Consider the following 19412-nt stretch of genomic DNA (forward strand, 5'->3'; position numbering starts at 1 on the left):
GGTTCGTGATCCCCAAGGCGAGCGCGCTCGCGCCGTGCCTGGCCAGCAGCAAAGATTGAAGGGCGGCCTCGCCGCCCAATGTTTCATACGGGCCGACGCTTGATGCGCCAGACTGTGCCGACGAAATCTGAAGGAGCATTCGCGACGCTGCGGAGTGACAATCCCGCGCGCCGCCTTGGTCCTGAAGCTTCCGGTTCGGCAAGGCGCGAGAGACGGCGTTTCGGCCTTCCCCTCACCCCCGAATCAGGTGGACCGTCGCATCACCCGGCAGCGCAGATCGCGCCCACGGTGATTAGCGCCTGTCGCCGCCAAGAGTTAAGACATGCCCAACAAGATGTTGATCGATGCCACCCACCCGGAAGAGACCCGGGTCGTCGTGGTCCGCGGCAATCGCGTCGAAGAGTTTGATTTCGAGACCGCGCAACGCAAGCAACTGCGCGGGAATATCTACCTCGCCAAGGTCACAAGGGTCGAACCCTCGCTCCAGGCCGCCTTCGTCGAATATGGCGGCAACCGCCACGGCTTTCTCGCCTTCAGCGAAATCCATCCCGACTATTACCAGATCCCGGTCGCCGACCGGCAGGCGCTGATCGAGGCCGAGGAACAGGCCCATCGCGAGGCCGAGGAAGAGAGCGAGAACCGCTCGCACGGCCGTCGCCGTTCGCGCCACCGCAACGCCCGCCGCCGCGGTCAGGGCGAGCGCGTGCGCAGCGACATCGTCGAAGGCCTAGACGCCGGCGCCGATCCGGTCGCCCAGCCGGTCGAAGGCGAGCTGCTCGAGGGCGAGCATCTGCACGCCGATGCGGAGCATCACGGCGAGCACGAGGGCCACGATCACGATCATGGCGATCACGATCATGATCATGACGACCATCACCACGCCCAGGGTGACGAGCACCATCACGCCCACGATCGTGACGCCCCCGGTTTTGAGGGCGAGCGCGATCATGACGGCCATGATCATGCCGACGAGACCGCTGCGCCCGTCGCAGCAGTCGGCGCCGAGCCCGTGGTCGAGACCGTTGCCGAGTCGCAGCCGGTCCAGACCTTCGAGACCCCTGCCCCCGAAGCTCATGCCGTGGAAGCGCACGTGGAACCTCTGGCGGACGCCGTGACGTCGGTCGCCGAGCCGGCCGATGCCGTCTACGCCGCCGCGAGCCCTGAACCCTCGCATGCCGAAACAGCCGGCGAGGACGACGAAGACGACGAGGACGAGGACGAGGAAGCCGAAGAAGAGGTTGTCGAATCCGTCGGCGGCGACGACGTGCTGGAGGAAGTGCCGGAGCGCACCTTCCGTCCGCGTCGCCAGTACAAGATCCAGGAAGTCATCAAGCGCCGCCAGGTGATGCTGGTGCAGGTCGTCAAGGAAGAGCGCGGCAACAAGGGCGCGGCGCTGACGACCTACCTCTCGCTGGCCGGCCGCTACGCCGTCCTGATGCCCAACACCGCGCGCGGCGGCGGCATCAGCCGCAAGATCACCAGCGCGCAGGACCGCTCCCGCCTCAAGGAAGTGGTGCAGGATCTCGACGTGCCCGAGGGCATGGGGATCATCCTGCGCACGGCGGGCGCCGCCCGCACCAAGCCCGAGATCAAGCGCGATTTCGAATACCTGATCCGGATGTGGGAGACGGTGCGCGACCTCACGCTGAAGTCGCAGGCCCCGACCCTCGTCTACGAGGAAGGCTCGTTGATCAAGCGCTCGCTGCGCGACCTCTACAACAAGGAGATCGACGAGATTCAGGTTGCCGGCGAGGCCGGTTACCGCGAGGCGCGCGACTTCATGAAGATGCTGATGCCCGCCAATGTCGGCGCGGTGAAGCAGTATCGGGACGGTCAGCCGCTGTTCTCGCGCATGGGCGTCGAGAGTCAGCTCGATGCGATGTTCTCGCCGACCGTGCAATTGCGCTCCGGCGGCTACATCGTCATCAACCAAACCGAAGCGCTGGTCTCGATCGACGTCAACTCCGGACGATCGACCCGCGAGCACCACATCGAGGACACCGCGCTCAAGACCAATCTGGAAGCGGCCGAAGAGGTCGCCCGCCAGCTCCGCCTGCGCGACCTCGCCGGCCTGATCGTCATCGATTTCATCGACATGGACGAGAAGCGCAACAACCGCGCGGTCGAGCGCAAGCTGTCCGATTGCCTCCGGCAGGATCGCGCGCGCATCCAGGTCGGCCGCATCTCGCATTTCGGCCTGCTCGAGATGTCGCGCCAGCGCATCCGCGCCAGCGTGCTGGAGAGCTCGACCGATCCGTGCCCGCATTGCGGCGGCACCGGCCACGTCCGCTCGGTGTCCTCGGTCGCGCTGCAGCTGCTGCGCGGTCTCGAAGAGATCCTGATGAAGGGCGCAACCCACAATCTCGTGGTCCGCACCCGCACCGACGTCGCGCTTTATGTGCTGAACCACAAGCGCGGCCATCTGCGCGACCTCGAGAACGGCTTCAAGGTCACGCTCTCGGTCATCGCCGACGCGAGCGTCAGCGGCCCGCAGGCTTATGTGATCGACCGCGGCGAGCAGGTGCACACGCTCGAAGCCGCCAAGGCGCTGCTCGTGGCGCAAGCCGCTGCGAGCCCGCCGCCGCAGGTCGAAGAGGCCTATGACGACGAAGACGGCTTCGACATCGAGACCGAAGCCGAGGTCGAAACCGAGGAGACCGAAGGTCTTGCCGATGAGCAGGCTGCCGGCGATGCCGCCTCGGATCAGGACGGCCAGCGCCGCAAGCGCCGCCGCCGCCGGCGCGGCCGCGGTGCCCAGCGCGACGGTGAGTTGCGCGAGGATACGCCGGCCAGCCTGCCCGAGCCGGCGATGATCGCCGGTGAAGCCGAGGACGAGGCCGAGTCCGAACAGGACGGCGAGGAAGGCGACGAGCAGGCGGCCCGTGGCGAACAGCAGGGCAGCGGCGATCGCCGGCGCCGGCGTGGTCGCCGCGGCGGACGCCGTCGGCGCGGTGCCGGTGAGGAAGGTCTTGCGGGCTCCATCAGCGACGAACTCGGTGCCAGTCCACCCCCCGAAGCTGCCGAGGCCGTCGCCGATTTCGACGGCTCCTCCAGCGAGGCTTCGCCCTTGATCGCGCAGGCCGAGCACGCTGAGGTCGATACCTCAACCAGGGACACCCAGGCCGAGCGCTCCGTCCAGCCGCAGGTCGTGGAACCCGAGCCGCGCGCCGACATGCGAACCGAGGCGCCAGCAGAGCCAGAGCCGCCGGCTCCCGCGACGACGACCGCAGCGCCGGAAGACGAGGCCGGCGACAAGGCCGCGCGGCGCCGCTCCACCGTCCGCGAAAAGGTGAGCTTCGTGCTGAACAGCCAGCCCGAGCCCGCAATGCCTGCGGCGCAGGCGACCGAAGCGGTTGCTGCCCCTGCACCTGAGCCCGCACCGGAGGCCGCCAGCGAAACTCCGGCCGCTCCGCGACGTGCCGGCTGGTGGTCACGCCGTTTCGGTGGCGGCGAGTAAAGGGAAGATTGGAGTTGAAACCGCCCGGCCAAGCCGGGCGGTTTTGATTTGGTGAGGTCAGCTGCGATGCAAGGCGCGATCATTCTCGGCGGCGGCATGGTGGGCGTGGGTGCTGCGCTGCATCTGCAGAAACGCGGCTGGTCAGTCACGCTGGTCGATCGTAAGGAGCCGGGCCGCGAGACCAGCTACGGCAATGCCGGAATGATCCAGGCGGAAGCGGTACGCCCCTATGCGATGCCGCGCGATCTCGCTTCGCTCTTGAAGATCGCGACCGGCCGCACCAACGACGTGCGCTACAGCCTCTCCTCCCTCCACCTCCACGTGGAGCCCCTGCTCCGCTATTGGTGGCATTCGGCGCCGAAGCGGCATCGCGAGGCGATCGCGGCGTGGGCCCGGCTGATCGCCTACGCGACGACCGAGCACGACATCCTCATTCGCGAGGCGCATGCCGACAACCTGATCCGCCGCGCCGGCTACCGCGCGCTGTACCGCGACCGCGCGTCACTTGATCTCTCGATCAAGGCTGCGGAGGAAGATCATCTCGAGTTCGGCGTAAACTTTCGCGTGCTGTCGGGCAGCGAGTTGGCCAGGGCCGAGCCGATCCTGCGCGACGATCTTCCGGGAGCGATCCACTGGCTCGACACCTGGACGGTGTCCGATCCCGGCGCGCTGGTCACGGCCTATGCCGAGTTGTTCGAGCGTCTCGGCGGCAGAATCGTGCTCGGCGATGCGCAGTCGCTGCAACAGACCGCGACCGGCTGGTCGGTCGACACCGACCAAGGCCGCATCGACGCGGCCAACGCCGTCGTGACGCTCGGGCCGTGGTCGCCCGACCTCCTCCACAAATTCGGCTACCGCATTCCGCTTGTGCGCAAGCGCGGCTACCACATGCACTACAGCGGCGGCGCTTCGCTCGACCTGCCGCTGATCGACAAGACCGGCGGCTATGCCATGGGTCCGATGGCGAGGGGCATCCGCATCACCACGGGTGCGGAGCTGACCGGCGCGGACGCACTCGCAACCCCGGTGCAGCTCGCCAGTGCCGAAGCCTCCGCGCGCGAGCTGATCGACCTCGGCAAGCGGGTCGAGCCGGATCCGTGGTTCGGCACGCGGCCCTGCACGCCCGACATGCTCCCGGTGCTCGGCCGCGCCCCGCGCCACCCCGGCCTCTGGATGAACTTCGGCCACGGTCACCAGGGTTTTACTCTCGGACCTGCAACCGGACGCCTGCTCGCGGAGATGATGAGCGGCGAGACGCCTGCGGTCGATCCGACGCCGTACCGGCCGGAACGTTTCTAGACCAAAGCACGATCCGGAAAAGTCCGAAACGGTTTTCCGGATAGATCATGCTTGAGCAACGATCCAAAGCGCGATGACGATTGATCCAATCTCATCGCGCTTTTGCGCCTCTTACCCGCGACGCTCGACAATGCGGCGTGCCGCCGGCATCAAGGTCGCGCCGAGCGCGTTCTTGACCAGCGAGCCCGCAATGAACGGCACGATGCCGACCTGCCACGCCTTGGCGGCACCGAGGCCAAGCCCGAATGCCAGCCAGCCGAACCCGGCTGCCAGAATGACGATATGGCCGACGGCCATCGCCGCAAACAGGGCCGTCACGCCGAGATCCCAGCCGCGCTCGGCGAGCCAGCCGGTCACGGCGGCGGCCAGCACGAAGCCGAACAGGTAGCCCGCTGTCGGGCCGACGAGCGGAGCAATCCCTCCGACGGGGCCGGCAAACACCGGCAGCCCCATCGCGCCCTCGGCGAGGTAGGCGACCATGGTTGCGCTGCCGAGGCGCCAGCCATAGGCGGCGCCGATCATCAGCACCACCAGCGTCTGCAGCGTCATCGGGACATAGGGCAATGGCAAGTTCACCTTGGCTGACAGCGTCATCAGCGCCGTGCCGAGCGCAATCAGCACCAGGGCACGCAGCGCGCCAACGGCTTCGCCCGGTCGGGTCGGCCACATCAAGGCGGCGAGAGGAGAATGTGGTGCAGTGGCGGATGGCGCGGAACGGTCAGACAAAGTCGAACTCCGGAAGGCTGACGAAAACTGGCGCGGTTATTTAAGCCACTCAGCAATCCGGTCAACTGCCTCCCGCATCTCTTCAGGAGAACGTGCATAGGAAAAGCGAACGAACGAGCGCCCGTGGATGGGATCGAAATCGAGGCCCGGCGTCGCCGCGACACGGGCCTGCTCCAGCATCTGCTGGGCGAACTCGAAACTGTCCGCAGTGAAGTCCGAGACGTCGGCATAGAGGTAGAATGCACCGTCGGCAGGCAAGAACTTGCTGAGGCCCGCTTTAGGCAATCCCTCGATCAGAATGCGCCGGTTTTCCTGGTAGCTGTGCTTGATCTCCTCCATCTCGGCCGCGCCGTCGAAGGCCGCCTCTGCCGCGATCTGCGATAGCGAGGGCACCGAGATCGAGAGGTTCTGCTGGAGCCGCTCGATCGGCCGCACCAGAACCTCGGGCACGACCATCCAGCCGACGCGCCAACCCGTCATGCAGAAATACTTCGAGAACGAGTTGATCACGAGTGCGTGCTCGGACAGTGCCGCCGCCGTCACGGCCGGAAAGGCGTAGTCGAGCCCGTGATAGATTTCATCCGAGATGAAGCGGATGCCGGCGTCTTCCGCGGCCGCCATGAGGCCGGCGAGCGCTTCGCGCGACATCATCGTGCCCGTCGGATTGGCGGGACTGCCGACCAGCACGCCTTTCAGCGGTGCCTTGCGGTGGGCGGCGAGCAGCGCCTCGCCGGTGAGCGCGTGACGCGTCTCGTTGGTGGTCTCGATCAAGACCGGCTCGCAGCCGAGCGCGGTCAGGATGTGGCGGTATGGTGGATAGCCCGGCACCGTCACGGCGACGCGGTCGCCCGGCTCGAACATCGAGAGGAAGGCCAGGATGAAGCCGCCGGAGGACCCGGTCGTCACGACGATCCGCTCGGGACTGACGGCGCAGCCATAGGTGTCGCGATAATGTCGGACAATGCGCGCGCGCAACGAGGGGATGCCGAGCGCGGAGGTATAGTCGATCCGCCCAGCCTCGAGCGCCGCGTGGGCGGCCGCAATCGCGGTCCTAGGAGCGCCCGCGGCGGGCTGCCCGACCTCCATGTGGATGACATGGCCGCCGGCGGCCTCGATCCGGGCCGCCGCGGCCATGACATCCATCACCATGAAGGGCGGAACATCGCTGCGGCGGGAGGGCTCGAGCCACTGCCCCAACCGGTTCCTCAAGGTCGCATCATGCATCGATTTCTGCTACTGGCTGGCGACCGGCCCGTCCGGTCCTTGGAAACAGGGCGCTTGCGCCCCAGACTGGCCGCAATGTACGGCTCATAAGGGGCGCGGCTCATAGGCCATATCGCGTATCCGGTCCGCCGCCAATCGCCAAAACCAATCACGAAACTGCTTGACCAAAACCCCTCGACCAAAACCCTTGGACCAAGACCCCTCGACCAAAACCTTGACCGAGCCCGTTTGACCAAGACCGCTTGATGTTGCTCCAGATCGCATTGCGCAAGAAGGCTTCCGCCCTCACCGCCCTCGTCACGGCCGCGACGATCGCGCTGACGCCGTTCTCGGCCGCGCGTGCGCAGGCCAAGGGGCTGCCGGTCCTGCGGGACACCGAGACCGAGCAATTGCTGCGCGACTACACCCGCCCGATCCTGCGCGTCGCGGGCCTGGAGAAACACAACATCCAGATGGTGATCATCAACGACAGCTCGTTCAACGCCTTCGTCGCGGACGGCCGGCGCATCTTCGTCAATTGGGGCGCGCTGCTCCAGTCGGAGACGCCGAACCAGATCATCGGCGTGCTCGCGCACGAGACCGGCCATCTGGCGGGCGGCCATCTGTCCAAGCTGCGCGAACAGCTCGCCACCGCCCAGACCCAGATGATCATCGCGATGCTGCTCGGCGCAGGCGCGATCGCAGCGGGCAGCACCCAGCGCAGCAGCGCCGGCAACAACGGCCTGGCCAATGCCGGCGCGGCGGCCATTGCCGCCCCGCAGGAGATGATCCGCCGGACGCTGTTGTCCTACCAGCGCCAGCAGGAGGAGAACGCCGACCGCGCCGGGGTGAAATTCCTGACTGCGACCCAGCAATCGCCGAAGGGCATGTACGAGACCTTCAAGCGCTTCACCAGTGAGAGCCTGTTCGCTTCGCGCGGCGCCGATCCCTATCTCCAGTCGCATCCGATGCCGGCCGAGCGCGTTGCCTCGCTGCAGGAGTTCGCCAGCTCCAGTCCCTACTGGAACAAGAAGGACGAGCCCGCTCTCCAGCTCCGCCACGACATGGTGCGCGCCAAGATTTCCGCTTTCATGGAGCGGCCGGAGACGGTGTACCGCCGCTATCCCCAGACCAATGACAGCCTGCCGGCGCGCTATGCCCGCGCCATCAGCACCTATCTGCATGGGGATCTGCGCAGCGCGCTCGCCCAGATCGACGCGCTGATCCAGGTGCAGCCGAACAACCCGTATTTCTACGAGGTGCGCGGCCAGGCGCTTCTGGAAAGCGGCAGGGCGGCCGAAGCGATCGCCCCCCTGCGCAAGGCTGTCGCACTCTCCAACAACGCCCCCCTCATCGAGATGTTACTTGGGCAGGCTCTGGTTGGAACCGATAATAAGGCCTACACGGACGACGCCATTCGGATTCTCCGCGCCGCTGTGGCCCGAGAGCCCGAAGCGGCGCTCGGCTACACCCAGCTCGCAATGGCCCATGGCCGGAAGGGAGACTATGCGGAGGCCGATCTCGCCTCGGCCCAGGCCGCCTTCCTGCGCGGCGACAACAAGACCGCCCGCGAGCTTGCCACGCGCGCGAAGACCCGTTTCGCCGTCGGCACGCCCGGATGGGTCAAGGCCGACGACATCGTGGCGGCGAAGCCGCCGCGCAACTGACACAACTCGAACGACGCCCGCTACCACGACGTCACGACACGAGCTTAAGTCCGCCGGGACGTTTCTCGAAACCTGCTTTGGATAAGAGGATTTGACTATGCCTTCGCTGCGCCTGCTTGCTCCTGCATTGTTTGCGCTCGCCCTGCTTGGCGCAGCCGCGCCCGCCTCGGCAGACAGCTTCTCCGACACCCAGCGGACCGAGATCGAGAAGATCATCAAGAACTATCTCGTCAGCCATCCCGAGGTGCTCGAGGAGGCCATGGCCGAGCTCAGCAAGCGCCAGGCCGCGGCCGAAACGCAAAAGCACGAGGCCAGCATCGCGCAGAACGCCGAGGCGATCTTCAACTCGCCGCGCCAGGTCGTGCTCGGCAACAAGGATGGCGACGTCACCTTCGTCGAGTTCTTCGACTACAATTGCGGCTACTGCAAGCGCGCCATGGGCGACATGCTCGACATCATGAAGAGCGACCCGAAGCTGAAGGTCGTGCTGAAGGAGTTTCCGGTGCTGAGCCAGGGTTCGGTCGAAGCGGCCCAGGTCGGAGTCGCCGTGCGCATGCAGGACCCCTCGGGCAAGAAATATCTCGACTTCCACCAGCGACTGCTCAACGGCCGCGGCGCTGCCGACAAGGCGCGCGCGATGCAGGCGGCGAAGGAAGCCGGGCTCGACACTGCGAGAATCGAGAAGGACATCGCCAGTCCCGAGGTGCGAGCCACCATCGAGGAGAACTTCAAGCTCGCCGAAGCGATGGGCATGAACGGCACGCCGAGCTACGTGATCGGCAAGCAGATCGTCGTCGGCGCCGTTGGCGTCGAAGCGCTCAAGGAGAAGATCGGCATCGCCCGCTGCGGCAAGGCGACCTGTTGAAGAAAGAGGCGCGCTGATCGCGTCTGTAACGCATCGTGCACGCACACAGGCCGGCTGAAGAGCCGGCCTTTTCGTTCGCCGGATGTTGGCGCGTTCGCGCAAAGTCATTCATCCGGCGTTCAACAAACAAATGCCGCGGAACCGCCGATGTTCCGGAACAACTCAAATCTCCTTTCGTTGTTGGCGCGGGCAATGACGCAGATAAACACCTGAGGAGATTTTCGATGTTGAACCGTTTTATGATTTCGGTTGCCGCAGCCGCGCTCGTCGCGGGGACCGGTCTGGCGAACGCGCAGGGCACCATGGGCCGCGACAGCGGTGGCGGCGCCGGTGGCGCACAGATGCAGCAGTCCCAGCCCTCCGGTGGCGCTGCCGAGCGCGGCGGCGCGATGGGCCGCGATTCCATGAGCAATGACAAGGGTTCTGTCGGCCAGGCCGGCGGCTCCAGCACCATGGAGAAATCCGGCGCGATGAAGGACGAGCGGTCCTCCGGCGGCGCCATGAACAAGAACGCGGCCGACGACAAGGCCGGCGCGACCAAGGACCAGCGCGCCGATGACCGCGCACAGGGTCAGATGGACAAGTCCAAGAGCTCGGACTCGACGACCAAGTCCGGCACCAAGGACATGAAGGCCGAGGACAACAAGGCCGGTGGCGCCGCCAAGAGCAACAATGCCGAGAACCGTCCGGCCACCGACAGCAAGTCCCAAACCACGACGGGCAACGCCTCCGCGACCGCGGCGGCACCGCCCGCCGAGAAGCGGACCGAGATCTCCTCCGCGATCAAGTCGACCAAGATCGAGGAGACGACCAATGTCAACTTCAACATCTCCGTGGGCACCGCAATCCCGACATCCGTCCGCGTTCACCCGCTGCCACCCCGGATCGTCGAGATCTACCCGCAGTGGCGTGGCTATGAAGTGATCTTCGTCCGCGGCCAGTATGTGATCGTCCGTCCGCAGACGCGCGAAATCGTATACATCATCGAAGGCTAAGGCCGGATACCGGCAACCTCAGGGGGCGGGCAGCAATGCCCGCCCCCTTTGCTGTTGCCGGCAGCCACGGCTGCGACTGGTTAACAAGCAATTTCCGTGGTTTGCGCACAGGTTTTTGCACCTGAGATGAGGTGATTGAAGGCTCCTCGGAGGCCCTTCAAGGCTTCCCCTCACGCGTATTGTTACCTATAACCCGGCCACGCCGAAGCACCTCGTCCGGGATTGGAATGGCCGAACCTGCAACCGACACGATCCTCGTCCTCAACGGGCCGAACCTCAACATGCTGGGGACGCGCGAGCCCGAAAAGTATGGCCATGCGACGCTGGCTGACGTCGAGGCGCTGTGCCGGGAGACGGCGGCGACGTTTGGCCTCGGGGCCGACTGCCGGCAGTCCAACCGCGAAGGCGAGCTGATCGACGTCATCCACGAGGCGCACCGCCGCAAGATGAAGGGCATCATCATCAATGCCGGCGGCTATTCCCACACCTCGGTCGCACTGCACGATGCGCTGCTCGCGGTGCAGATTCCGACCGTCGAGGTGCATGTGACCAACATCCACGCCCGCGAGAGTTTTCGTCACCATTCCTACACCGCGCGCGCGGCCTTCGCCTCGCTCTGCGGTTTCGGCATCGAGGGCTACCGCCTCGCCATCCAGGGTCTTGCCGCCAAGCTCGGCATCAAGCCCAACGCCTGACGCTCCCTTCCAACAGAACATTCGGATCAACAACATGGCGCGCCAGCCAGACGACAAAGCAGCCGCAAAATTTTCCAGCGAGGATTCCGCGCTCGTTCGCGAGCTTGCCTTGCTGCTCGACGAGACCAGCCTGACCGAGATCGAGATCGAGCGCGCGGGCCTGCGCCTGCGCGTGGCCCGAAACATCAGCGTCGCCGCGACCATGCCGATGGCCGCCGCTCCCGCCGTGCTGCCGGCAGCCGCGAGCGCGGCCGCGCCGGCCCCTGCCGCGGCCGATCTGTCCAAGCACCCGGGCGCCGTAACCTCGCCGATGGTCGGCACCGCCTATTGGGCGCCGGAGCCCGGCGCTAAACCGTTCATCGACGTCGGCGCCAAGGTCTCGGTCGGCCAGACCCTGCTGATCATCGAGGCCATGAAGACGATGAACCAGATCCCGTCGCCGCGCGCAGGCATCGTGACGCAGATCCTGGTCGAGGACGGCCAGCCGGTCGAGTACGGCGAGCCGCTGGTGATTATTGAGTGACGCGAACGGGGAATAGCGAATAGCGAACGGCGTCAGCCTTTCCTACTCGCCATTCGCCACTCGCCATTCGCTGCAGGACAATATGTTCGACAAGATCCTCATAGCCAATCGCGGCGAGATCGCCCTTCGCATCCTGCGGGCCTGCAAGGAGCTCGGGATCGCGACCGTCGCCGTGCACTCCACCGCCGACGCCGATGCCATGCATGTGCGGCTGTCGGACGAGAGCGTGTGCATCGGGCCGCCGGCGTCCAAGGACAGCTATCTCAACGTGCCGGCGCTGCTCGCGGCCTGCGAGATCACCGGCGCCGATGCCGTGCATCCCGGCTACGGTTTCCTGTCCGAGAACGCGCGCTTTGCGGAGATCCTCTCCGAGCACAATCTGCATTTCATCGGTCCCAAGGCCGAGCACATCCGCCTGATGGGCGACAAGATCGAGGCCAAGAAGACCGCCCGGCGGCTCGGCATCCCCGTGGTCCCCGGCTCCGACGGCGCCGTCGGCCCTGATGACGACGCGATGTCGATCGCGAGGCAGATCGGCTTCCCGGTGCTGGTCAAGGCGGCGGCCGGCGGCGGCGGCCGCGGCATGAAGGTCGCGCACAGCGAGGCCGATCTCCAGGTGGCCCTGTCGACGGCGGCCAACGAGGCCAAATCCGCCTTCGGCGATGCCTCCGTCTATCTGGAAAAATACCTCCAGAGGCCGCGCCATATCGAGATCCAGATCCTCGGCGACGGCCGCGGCGGCGCCATCCATCTCGGCGAACGCGATTGCTCGTTGCAGCGCCGCCACCAGAAGGTCTGGGAGGAAGGCCCCTCGCCCGTTCTCTCTGCCGCCGCGCGGGCCAGGATCGGCGAGACCTGTGCCAAGGCGATGCGCGAGATGAAATATCTCGGCGTCGGCACCATCGAATTCCTCTACGAGGACGGCGAGTTCTACTTCATCGAGATGAACACCCGCATCCAGGTCGAGCATCCCGTCACCGAGAGCATCACCGACATCGACCTCGTGCTGGAGCAGATCCGCATCGCCGCCGGCGGCGACCTGCCGGCCAGGCAGGACGAGGTCCAGGTCATCGGCCATGCGATCGAGTGCCGCATCAACGCTGAGAACCCGCAGACCTTCCGCCCCTCGCCAGGCCGGATCCTGCAATATCACCCGCCCGGCGGGCTCGGGGTCCGGATCGATTCAGCTGTCTATCAGGGCTACACGATCCCGCCCTATTACGATTCGCTGGTCGGCAAGCTGATCGTCCACGGAAAAACCCGCGCAGAGTGCCTGATGCGGCTGCGCCGGGCGCTGGACGAGATGGTGGTGGAGGGCATCGAGACCACGCTGCCGCTGTTCCGGGCCCTGGTCCGCGAGGACGACATCATCAACGGAGATTATCATATCCACTGGCTGGAGCAGTATCTGGCCGGTAAGGCGGAACCCTCGCCGCGATAATTTCCCTCCCATGTGGAACCGATTGGCCCGACTCGCGTTTGGAAGGGTTGGGCAGTTCCAAGGGGGCGTTTTGCAGTCCACTGAGCATGAGCAGGTGAACCGTCGTGACGGCTGAGGCCCAGCGGCGGCGCACATTTTGGCAGATCCTGCTGTTCGCGGCGGGACTTTTGGTGCTGACCGTGATCAGCGCCGGCTCCGTCTATCTCGTCAACAAGGCGCGCGAGGACAGCAAATGGGTGGTTCATACCATCGAGGTGGAGAACCAGACCCACGCCCTGCTGCTGGAGATCCGGCGCGCTGAAAGCGCCGCCCGCGGCTTCCTGCTGACCCGGGAGGACAATTTCAGGGCCGACCATGAAAAGGCCGTGGCCGCCATCATCCCCGCCCTGGACAAGCTCACGCGCCTGAGTGCCGACAATCCAGCGCAACGCGAGAACGTGGAGAAGCTGAGCGCGGCGATCGAGACCCGCCTCAGCCAGTTCGCGCGGGAAATGGCCTTCGTCCGGCAAGGCGAGCCGGACAAGGCCATGGCGGTGGTTCGCGAGGCCGCGGCACAGGACGTAACGACCAGGATCACGGCGATCGGGACTGCGATGATCCAGGAGGAGGAGCGTCTGTTCCGCCTCCGCTCCGAAAACGCCGACCGCAGCCAGACCCTCGCCGCCTCGATGACGGGCATCGGGTCCGGCTTCGTCGTGGTGTTGGCGCTGATCTCGATCTGGCTGGTGCGGCGCTCCGCGCTCGGCCGCGACGAGGCCGAGGCGCGGCTGCGCGATGCCAACCTCAACCTGGAATCCATCGTCGACGAGCGCACGGCTGACCTGCGCGAGGCCAACGAGGAAATCCAGCGCTTCGCCTATATCGTCAGCCACGATCTGCGCTCGCCGCTCGTCAACATCATGGGCTTCACCAGCGAGCTCGAAGAGCTCGGCGGAGACATCTTCCGCCGCATCGGCGGCCTCGCTCGCGTTCCCGCGGAGGGAGCGCCGCTCGCGCCCGCCGGACCGGGCGAGATTGTGCTTGAAGGCGCCGACAAGCAGCTCTCCGCGGATTTCTCCGAAGCGCTCGGCTTCATCAAGTCGTCGATCGCCAAGATGGACCGGCTGATCTCGGCGATCCTCAACCTCACCCGCGAGGGCCGGCGCGAATTCCAGCCGGTCAAGATCGACACACGGGAGCTGATCTCGGCCATCGTCTCGACGCTGGCGCACCAGGCGGCCGAGGCGCAGGCCGAGATTCATCTCGAGCCGCTGCCGGACCTCGTGAGCGATCGTCTGGCCCTCGAGCAGATCTTCTCCAATCTGATCGACAACGCGATCAAATATCTCAGGCACGGCGTGCCCGGCGAGATCAGAATTCGCGGGCGGACCAAGCTCGGCTACGCTATCTTCGAGATCAGCGACAACGGCCGGGGGATCGACCCGAAGGATCACCAGAGGATATTCGACCTGTTCCGCCGCGCCGGAACCCAGGACAAGCCTGGCCAGGGCATTGGTCTTGCGCATGTGCGTGCACTTGTGCGTCGCCTCGGCGGCACCATGTCGGTATCATCGGAACTGAACGCGGGCAGCACCTTCACGATCACGCTGCCGATCGCCTGGAACGTGAGCAACCGGAACAGAGATTGATGACCCAGCCTGTCAGTATCATCATGGTCGAGGACGACGAGGGCCACGCCCGCCTGATCGAGCGCAACATCCGCCGCTCGGGCGTCAACAATGAGATCGTCTCGTTCACCAACGGCACCGACGCGATGCGGCACCTGTTCGGCGCCGACGGCTCAGGCCTCGTGCAGAAGGGCAATGCGCTCCTGATCCTGCTCGACCTCAACCTCCCCGACATGACCGGGATCGACATCCTGAGGCAGATCAAGGAGAACAAATACCTGAAGGCCTCGCCCGTGGTGGTGCTGACCACCACCGACGATTCCCAGGAAATCAAGCGCTGCTACGAGCTCGGCTGCAACGTCTACATCACCAAACCCGTCAACTACGAGAATTTCGCCAATGCCATCCGGCAGCTCGGCCTGTTCTTCTCGGTCATCCAGGTCCCGCCCGCCGCCCCATGAACCAACGCACGCCGACACTTCTCTACATCGATGACGACGACGCGCTGGCGCGCCTGGTCGATCGCGGCCTGACGCGGCGCGGCTATCGCGTCGTTCATGCCGCCAGCGGCGAGGAAGGGCTCGAGCGCATCCGCCGCGCCTGCGCCCAAAACGGCAGCGAAGGCGCCATCGATGTGGTGGCGCTCGATCAGTACATGCCGGGCCTCGACGGGCTGGAGACGCTCGAGCAGATCATGGCGATCCCGGACGCCCCGCCGATCGTGTTCGTCACGGCGTCGCAGGATTCCAGCATCGCGGTCACCGCGCTGAAGGCGGGAGCGGCCGATTATCTCGTCAAGGACGTCCAGGGCGATTTCATCCCGCTCCTCCACGTCGCCGCCGAAGGCGCGCTGCGCCAGGCCGAGTTGCAGAGGGCGCGCGAGGAAGCCGAAGCCGAGATCCACGCCTCGCGCGACCGCTACGCGGCGCTCGCCGCCGAGCGCGAGATGCTGCTGCGCGAGGTCAACCACCGCGTCGGCAATTCGCTCCAGATCATCGCCTCGCTGCTGCATCTTCAGGCCAGCTCCGCCGCGCAGGACGAGGTCAAGGCGGCGCTGACAAACGCGATGGGCCGCGTCGCCGCGGTCGCGCAGGTGCACCGCCGCCTCTATACGTCGCAGGACCTGAAGAGCGTGGTGCTGAATCAGTATCTGGACTCGCTGCTCGAGGATCTCAGGCGGTCGGCGGAAGGCAACCGCATGTCGCGCCTGACGCTGAAGGCCGAGCCGATCGAGATCGATCCGGACCGCGCGGTCGCGGTCGGCATCATCGTCAACGAGCTGGTGATGAACGCGGTGAAATACGCCTATCCCGACGGCGCTGGCCCGATCCATGTCGAGCTGACCTCGCAGGGAGACGATGTCCTGCTTACGATCACGGATGACGGCGTCGGCGACAACGCCAAGGCCGATCCGCGCTCCACCGGCATGGGCCAGCGCATCGTCGCGGCGATGGCCACCAAGCTCGATGCCACCGTCGGCCGCGATCGCGCGCATTCCGGGACCAGGGTGGTGCTGAAGTTCGGCCGCGAGCCCGCAGGCCTCGGCAAGACCAGCACCGCCGCCGCGAGCTGACCCCGGGCCCGGCCGCGCGCCCATCGCAACCGCATTGCGATCCTGCTATGATGGCAAGCCATGACGTCGCGCGACTCCGCCCCTTCTGAAATCACGCCGGCCGTGCTGCTGCGCGCCTATGCCTGCGGCATCTTCCCGATGGCGGAAAGCGCCGATGATCCGACCCTGTTCTGGGTCGAACCGGAGCTGCGCGGCGTCATCCCGCTCGACGGCTTTCGCGTGGCTTCGCGGCTCGCGCGGACCGTGCGGTCGGACGTTTTTCGCGTGACCGTCAATACCGCGTTCAAGGCGACCATCGCCGGCTGCGCCGCGCCGCAAGCAGGGCGCGAGGACACCTGGATCAACAAGCGCATTCGCGACCTCTATCGCGGTCTCTTCGAGCTCGGCCATTGCCATAGCGTCGAAGCCTGGCAGGGCGACGATCTCGTCGGCGGCCTCTACGGCGTCAGCTTGGGGCGGGCCTTCTTCGGCGAAAGCATGTTCCACACCGCGCGCGATGCGTCCAAGGTCGCGCTGGTGCATCTGGTCGCGCGGCTCATCCATGGCGGCTTCGAGCTGCTCGACACCCAATATGTCACCGAGCATCTGAAGAGCTTTGGCGCGGTCGAGATTTCGCGGCGTCGCTACACGGCGCTGCTCGACAAGGCGCTCGCCGGCGAGCCCGGCGATTTCCTGAGGCTCTCCGCCGGCGAAGCCATCCCCGGCGCGCGCGCGCTCGAGATCATCGCCTCGCGGCAATGATCGGCGGCCGGCTTAGCGGCCGAACCCCGGAATTCCGAACAGACCCGGCCGCTGCTCGGGCGGCGGAGGCGGCGGCGGTGCCGGTTGCTGCTGCTGGATCGGTGGCAGCGGCTGCGGCGGCCGTTGTTGAACCTGCTTGGGCGCAGCCTTCTTCTGGGCCGGCGGCGGCGGCGCCGGCTTGACCGCCGGATCGGGCGCTGCGGTCGCGATGGTCTGCTGCGGCTCTTTGCAGTCGGTGAGCCAGATATCGTAGATCGGATGCTCGACGCCGTGCAGGCCCGGGCTGGCCGCGAACATCCAGCCCGAGAAGATACGCTTCACCTCGCCCTGCAAGGTGATCTCGTCGACCTCGACGAAGGCATCGGTGTTGGCGGCCTCCGTCGCCGGCCGCGTGTAGCAGGCATTGGTCTTGACCCTGAGCGCACCGAACTGAACGGTCTCGCCGATCTCCTCGTCGAAATTGATGATGCGTCCGGTGATCTTGTCGAGACCGGAGAAGGTCGCCTTCTTGTTCACGATCTTCTGGGCCGGCGGCTCGGTCACGACCTCGTCGCCGGGCTGGAGGCTCGCCGGCGCCTGCGGGACCGCGCCCGGAGCACCCTTCTGCTGCGGCTGGCGCTGTCCTGGCGCACCGGGTGGAGCGATCGCTGCGGACGGCGGCTGGTTCGGCGGCGCGACGGTCGAGCCCGGCGGCGGCGCCAGGGGCTGGCTCTCGACGGGCCCTGGCATGACATTGCCCTGCCGCCCCGAAGGCGGTGGCATCGGACGCGACGGCAGCACCCGTCCCTGCGGCGGCAGTTCGGGCACCTCCTCGTCGTCCTCCGGAAACTGCTGCGGCTGGGGCTGGCCACGCGGAATATTGCCCGGCGGCCGCAATGGCGGCGGATCGGAGAAGATCGTGCCGATCTGCGCCTGCGCCGGCGTCGCAGCCGTCAGGGCGGTGGCGGCCAAAAGCGCCGCAAGACCGGTCAGGGAAAAGGTTTTGAACATCTCGCGCGGCTTCAACAGCGAATCGGGCTCGTTGGACATTTTACAGGGGATACCGCCGCTCGCAGGCCATCCGGTTAACACGGCGAATACGGCGGGGAAAGGGCGGCAGCCCTGCCCTTCGGCGCCGACGGCTGGCCAGGCCAGCTCTCGAATGGGATAGTCATCAGCCCCCGGCCCCGCCCCAAGGGCCCGAAGGCGGCGTGCCCTCAAAGCGCGACGCAGCCAAGCATAGCGACAGAGATGCCTTCCCTCCTCCAAGCCGCCCTCGCTTTCCCCCTGCGCGCCCTGACCTGGCTCGGCGGCCAGGGCACCCAGCGGTGGCGGCGATCGCCTTCATCGCGGTCGCGGTGCCGCCGCTCGGCGCACTGCTGCGCCCCTACGTCACCGAGGCGATCTTTCTCCTGCTCTGCATCTCCTTCATGCGCGTCGATCTCGTGGCGCTGCGCGGCCATCTGCGCCGGCCCGCGCTGGTCGCAGCCGCCACGGCCTGGACCACGATCGGCGTGCCGCTCATCGTCGCCCTCGCCGCCCACGCGACGGGGCTGTCCGCGACCTCGCCAGGCCTTGCTCTCGCGCTGATGCTCCAGGGCATGGCCTCGCCGATGATGGCGGCGCCGGCGCTTGCAGCACTGATGGGCCTCGATGCCACGCTGGTGCTGGTCACCTTGGTGACCTCGACCGCGCTCGTGCCATTCACGGCCTCGCTGTACGCCAGCCTGTTTCTCGGCGACATGTTGAGCATCTCTCCGGCGATGCTCGGCTTGAAGCTGCTCGGCATCCTCGCCGCTTCGCTGCTGACCGCCACGATCATCCGCGGTCTGGCCGGTAGCGATGCGATCCAGCGCCGCAAGCGGCCGATCGACGGCCTCAACATCATCATACTCCTGGTATTCGCCTCCGCAGTGATGGGCGACGTCGCAACCGACTTTCTCGCCGATCCGCTGTTCACGATCGCGGTCGCGCTGCTCGCCTTTGCGGTCTACTTCATCCTCCTCGCCGCAACCGCGCTGATCTTCCGGCGTGCCGGCACCGAGCGTGCCTTCGCGCTCGGCCTGATGGTGTCGCAGCGAAATCTCGGCCTGATGCTGGCGGCCACTGCCGGCGTGCTGCCGGCGACGACCTGGCTGTATTTCGCGCTGACGCAGTTTCCGATTCACCTGGCGCCGTACCTGCTGATGCCGCTCGCAAGCCGCCTGGCGGCACGCCGCAATGCGTCCAGCGGAATGAAGGCCGACCTTCACCGGCTTGCGTCACACCAACGCAGCGGAGGAACATCGATTCAAGGTCCCGGTTGAGGCCAGTCACCGAAACGGAGGTTCGCGATGAAGTTCGCCATGATTGTGGTTCTCGGCTCGCTAGCCCTGGGCTCGGCAGCGAAGGCCGATCAGCCGGGACCTGACTGGATGCCAATGGAGCAAGTGAAAGCCAAGGTCATGGAATCAGGCTATTCGCAAGTGACAAAGCTCGAAGCCGACGATGGCCAGTGGGAGGGCGAAGGCGTCAAGAACGGCCAGAAGATGGAATTCCACGCCGACCCCAAGACCGGCGCCATCGTGCGCGAGAAACCGGACAAGTAAGCGTTCGCGGCTCCGCTTCTGAGCGACGCCGGTCTCCGCCATTCCACCGTGGT

The 19412-nt window shown here is 66.3% G+C and carries 16 protein-coding genes and 1 pseudogene; 14 read left to right on the forward strand and 3 right to left on the reverse strand.

All coding sequences use genetic code 11. From position 1 onward, the window contains the following. The first annotated feature begins 322 nt into the window (after window positions 1-322). Both AC3WLX_RS02920 and AC3WLX_RS02925 read left to right on the forward strand, forming a co-directional pair. Window positions 323-3457, forward strand: coding sequence for an Rne/Rng family ribonuclease (locus tag AC3WLX_RS02920; protein ID WP_492334620.1), 3135 nt, complete (start codon window positions 323-325; stop codon window positions 3455-3457). A gap of 66 nt (window positions 3458-3523) precedes the next feature. After that, window positions 3524-4756 carry an NAD(P)/FAD-dependent oxidoreductase gene (locus AC3WLX_RS02925; protein WP_492334621.1) on the forward strand — a complete coding sequence of 411 codons (1233 nt, stop codon included), beginning with the start codon at window positions 3524-3526 and terminating at the stop codon, window positions 4754-4756. Between the two features lie 111 nt (window positions 4757-4867). Here the strand turns inward: AC3WLX_RS02925 and AC3WLX_RS02930 are convergent, their stop codons facing one another. Both AC3WLX_RS02930 and AC3WLX_RS02935 read right to left on the reverse strand, forming a co-directional pair. After that, complete coding sequence (locus tag AC3WLX_RS02930) at window positions 4868-5425, reverse strand: biotin transporter BioY (protein WP_492334622.1); 558 nt, start codon at window positions 5423-5425, stop codon at window positions 4868-4870. Window positions 5426-5518: 93 nt separating this feature from the next. Next, entirely contained in the window at window positions 5519-6706 is a 1188-nt protein-coding gene (locus AC3WLX_RS02935; protein ID WP_492334623.1) for a pyridoxal phosphate-dependent aminotransferase, read from the reverse strand. Between the two features lie 245 nt (window positions 6707-6951). On the opposite strand from AC3WLX_RS02935, the gene AC3WLX_RS02940 reads away from it, so the two are divergent. From AC3WLX_RS02940 to aat, 10 genes are all read left to right on the forward strand, one after another. Beyond that, the gene (locus AC3WLX_RS02940; protein ID WP_492334624.1) at window positions 6952-8352 is read left to right on the forward strand and encodes a M48 family metalloprotease; all 1401 of its coding nucleotides are present in this window, start codon (window positions 6952-6954) and stop codon (window positions 8350-8352) included. 97 nt (window positions 8353-8449) lie between these two features. Beyond that, on the forward strand, window positions 8450-9217 hold the full coding sequence (locus tag AC3WLX_RS02945) for a DsbA family protein (protein ID WP_492334625.1): 768 nt from the start codon (window positions 8450-8452) through the stop codon (window positions 9215-9217). Between the two features lie 224 nt (window positions 9218-9441). Then, entirely contained in the window at window positions 9442-10212 is a 771-nt protein-coding gene (locus tag AC3WLX_RS02950) for a DUF1236 domain-containing protein (protein WP_492334626.1), read from the forward strand. Between the two features lie 227 nt (window positions 10213-10439). Beyond that, entirely contained in the window at window positions 10440-10907 is a 468-nt protein-coding gene (gene aroQ / locus AC3WLX_RS02955; RefSeq protein ID WP_492334627.1) for a type II 3-dehydroquinate dehydratase, read from the forward strand. Between the two features lie 34 nt (window positions 10908-10941). Continuing rightward, entirely contained in the window at window positions 10942-11430 is a 489-nt protein-coding gene (accB, locus tag AC3WLX_RS02960) for an acetyl-CoA carboxylase biotin carboxyl carrier protein (RefSeq protein ID WP_492334628.1), read from the forward strand. A gap of 82 nt (window positions 11431-11512) precedes the next feature. Further along, window positions 11513-12871, forward strand: coding sequence for an acetyl-CoA carboxylase biotin carboxylase subunit (gene accC, locus AC3WLX_RS02965; RefSeq protein ID WP_492334629.1), 1359 nt, complete (start codon window positions 11513-11515; stop codon window positions 12869-12871). A 104-nt stretch (window positions 12872-12975) separates the two neighbouring features. After that, window positions 12976-14499, forward strand: a complete 1524-nt coding sequence (locus tag AC3WLX_RS02970) for a sensor histidine kinase (RefSeq protein WP_492334630.1) — start codon at window positions 12976-12978, stop codon at window positions 14497-14499. Beyond that, window positions 14499-14939, forward strand: coding sequence for a response regulator (locus AC3WLX_RS02975; RefSeq protein WP_291629049.1), 441 nt, complete (start codon window positions 14499-14501; stop codon window positions 14937-14939). Before AC3WLX_RS02970 ends, AC3WLX_RS02975 begins: the two co-directional genes overlap by 1 nt. Beyond that, window positions 14936-16051 carry a sensor histidine kinase gene (locus AC3WLX_RS02980; protein ID WP_291629051.1) on the forward strand — a complete coding sequence of 372 codons (1116 nt, stop codon included), beginning with the start codon at window positions 14936-14938 and terminating at the stop codon, window positions 16049-16051. Before AC3WLX_RS02975 ends, AC3WLX_RS02980 begins: the two co-directional genes overlap by 4 nt. A 60-nt stretch (window positions 16052-16111) precedes the next feature. Next, complete coding sequence (gene aat, locus AC3WLX_RS02985; RefSeq protein WP_492334631.1) at window positions 16112-16792, forward strand: leucyl/phenylalanyl-tRNA--protein transferase; 681 nt, start codon at window positions 16112-16114, stop codon at window positions 16790-16792. Between the two features lie 12 nt (window positions 16793-16804). Here aat and AC3WLX_RS02990 read toward each other — a convergent pair whose 3' ends face one another. After that, complete coding sequence (locus AC3WLX_RS02990; RefSeq protein ID WP_492334632.1) at window positions 16805-17821, reverse strand: DUF2155 domain-containing protein; 1017 nt, start codon at window positions 17819-17821, stop codon at window positions 16805-16807. A gap of 201 nt (window positions 17822-18022) precedes the next feature. Here AC3WLX_RS02990 and AC3WLX_RS02995 point away from each other — a divergent pair. Next, window positions 18023-19077 (forward strand): annotated as a pseudogene (locus AC3WLX_RS02995) (Na+-dependent transporter). Window positions 19078-19104: 27 nt separating this feature from the next. Beyond that, the gene (locus AC3WLX_RS03000; RefSeq protein WP_291630148.1) at window positions 19105-19359 is read left to right on the forward strand and encodes a PepSY domain-containing protein; all 255 of its coding nucleotides are present in this window, start codon (window positions 19105-19107) and stop codon (window positions 19357-19359) included. The last annotated feature ends 53 nt before the right edge of the window (window positions 19360-19412 follow it).

It is taken from the genome of Bradyrhizobium sp. FW305-F6 (assembly GCF_058782905.1).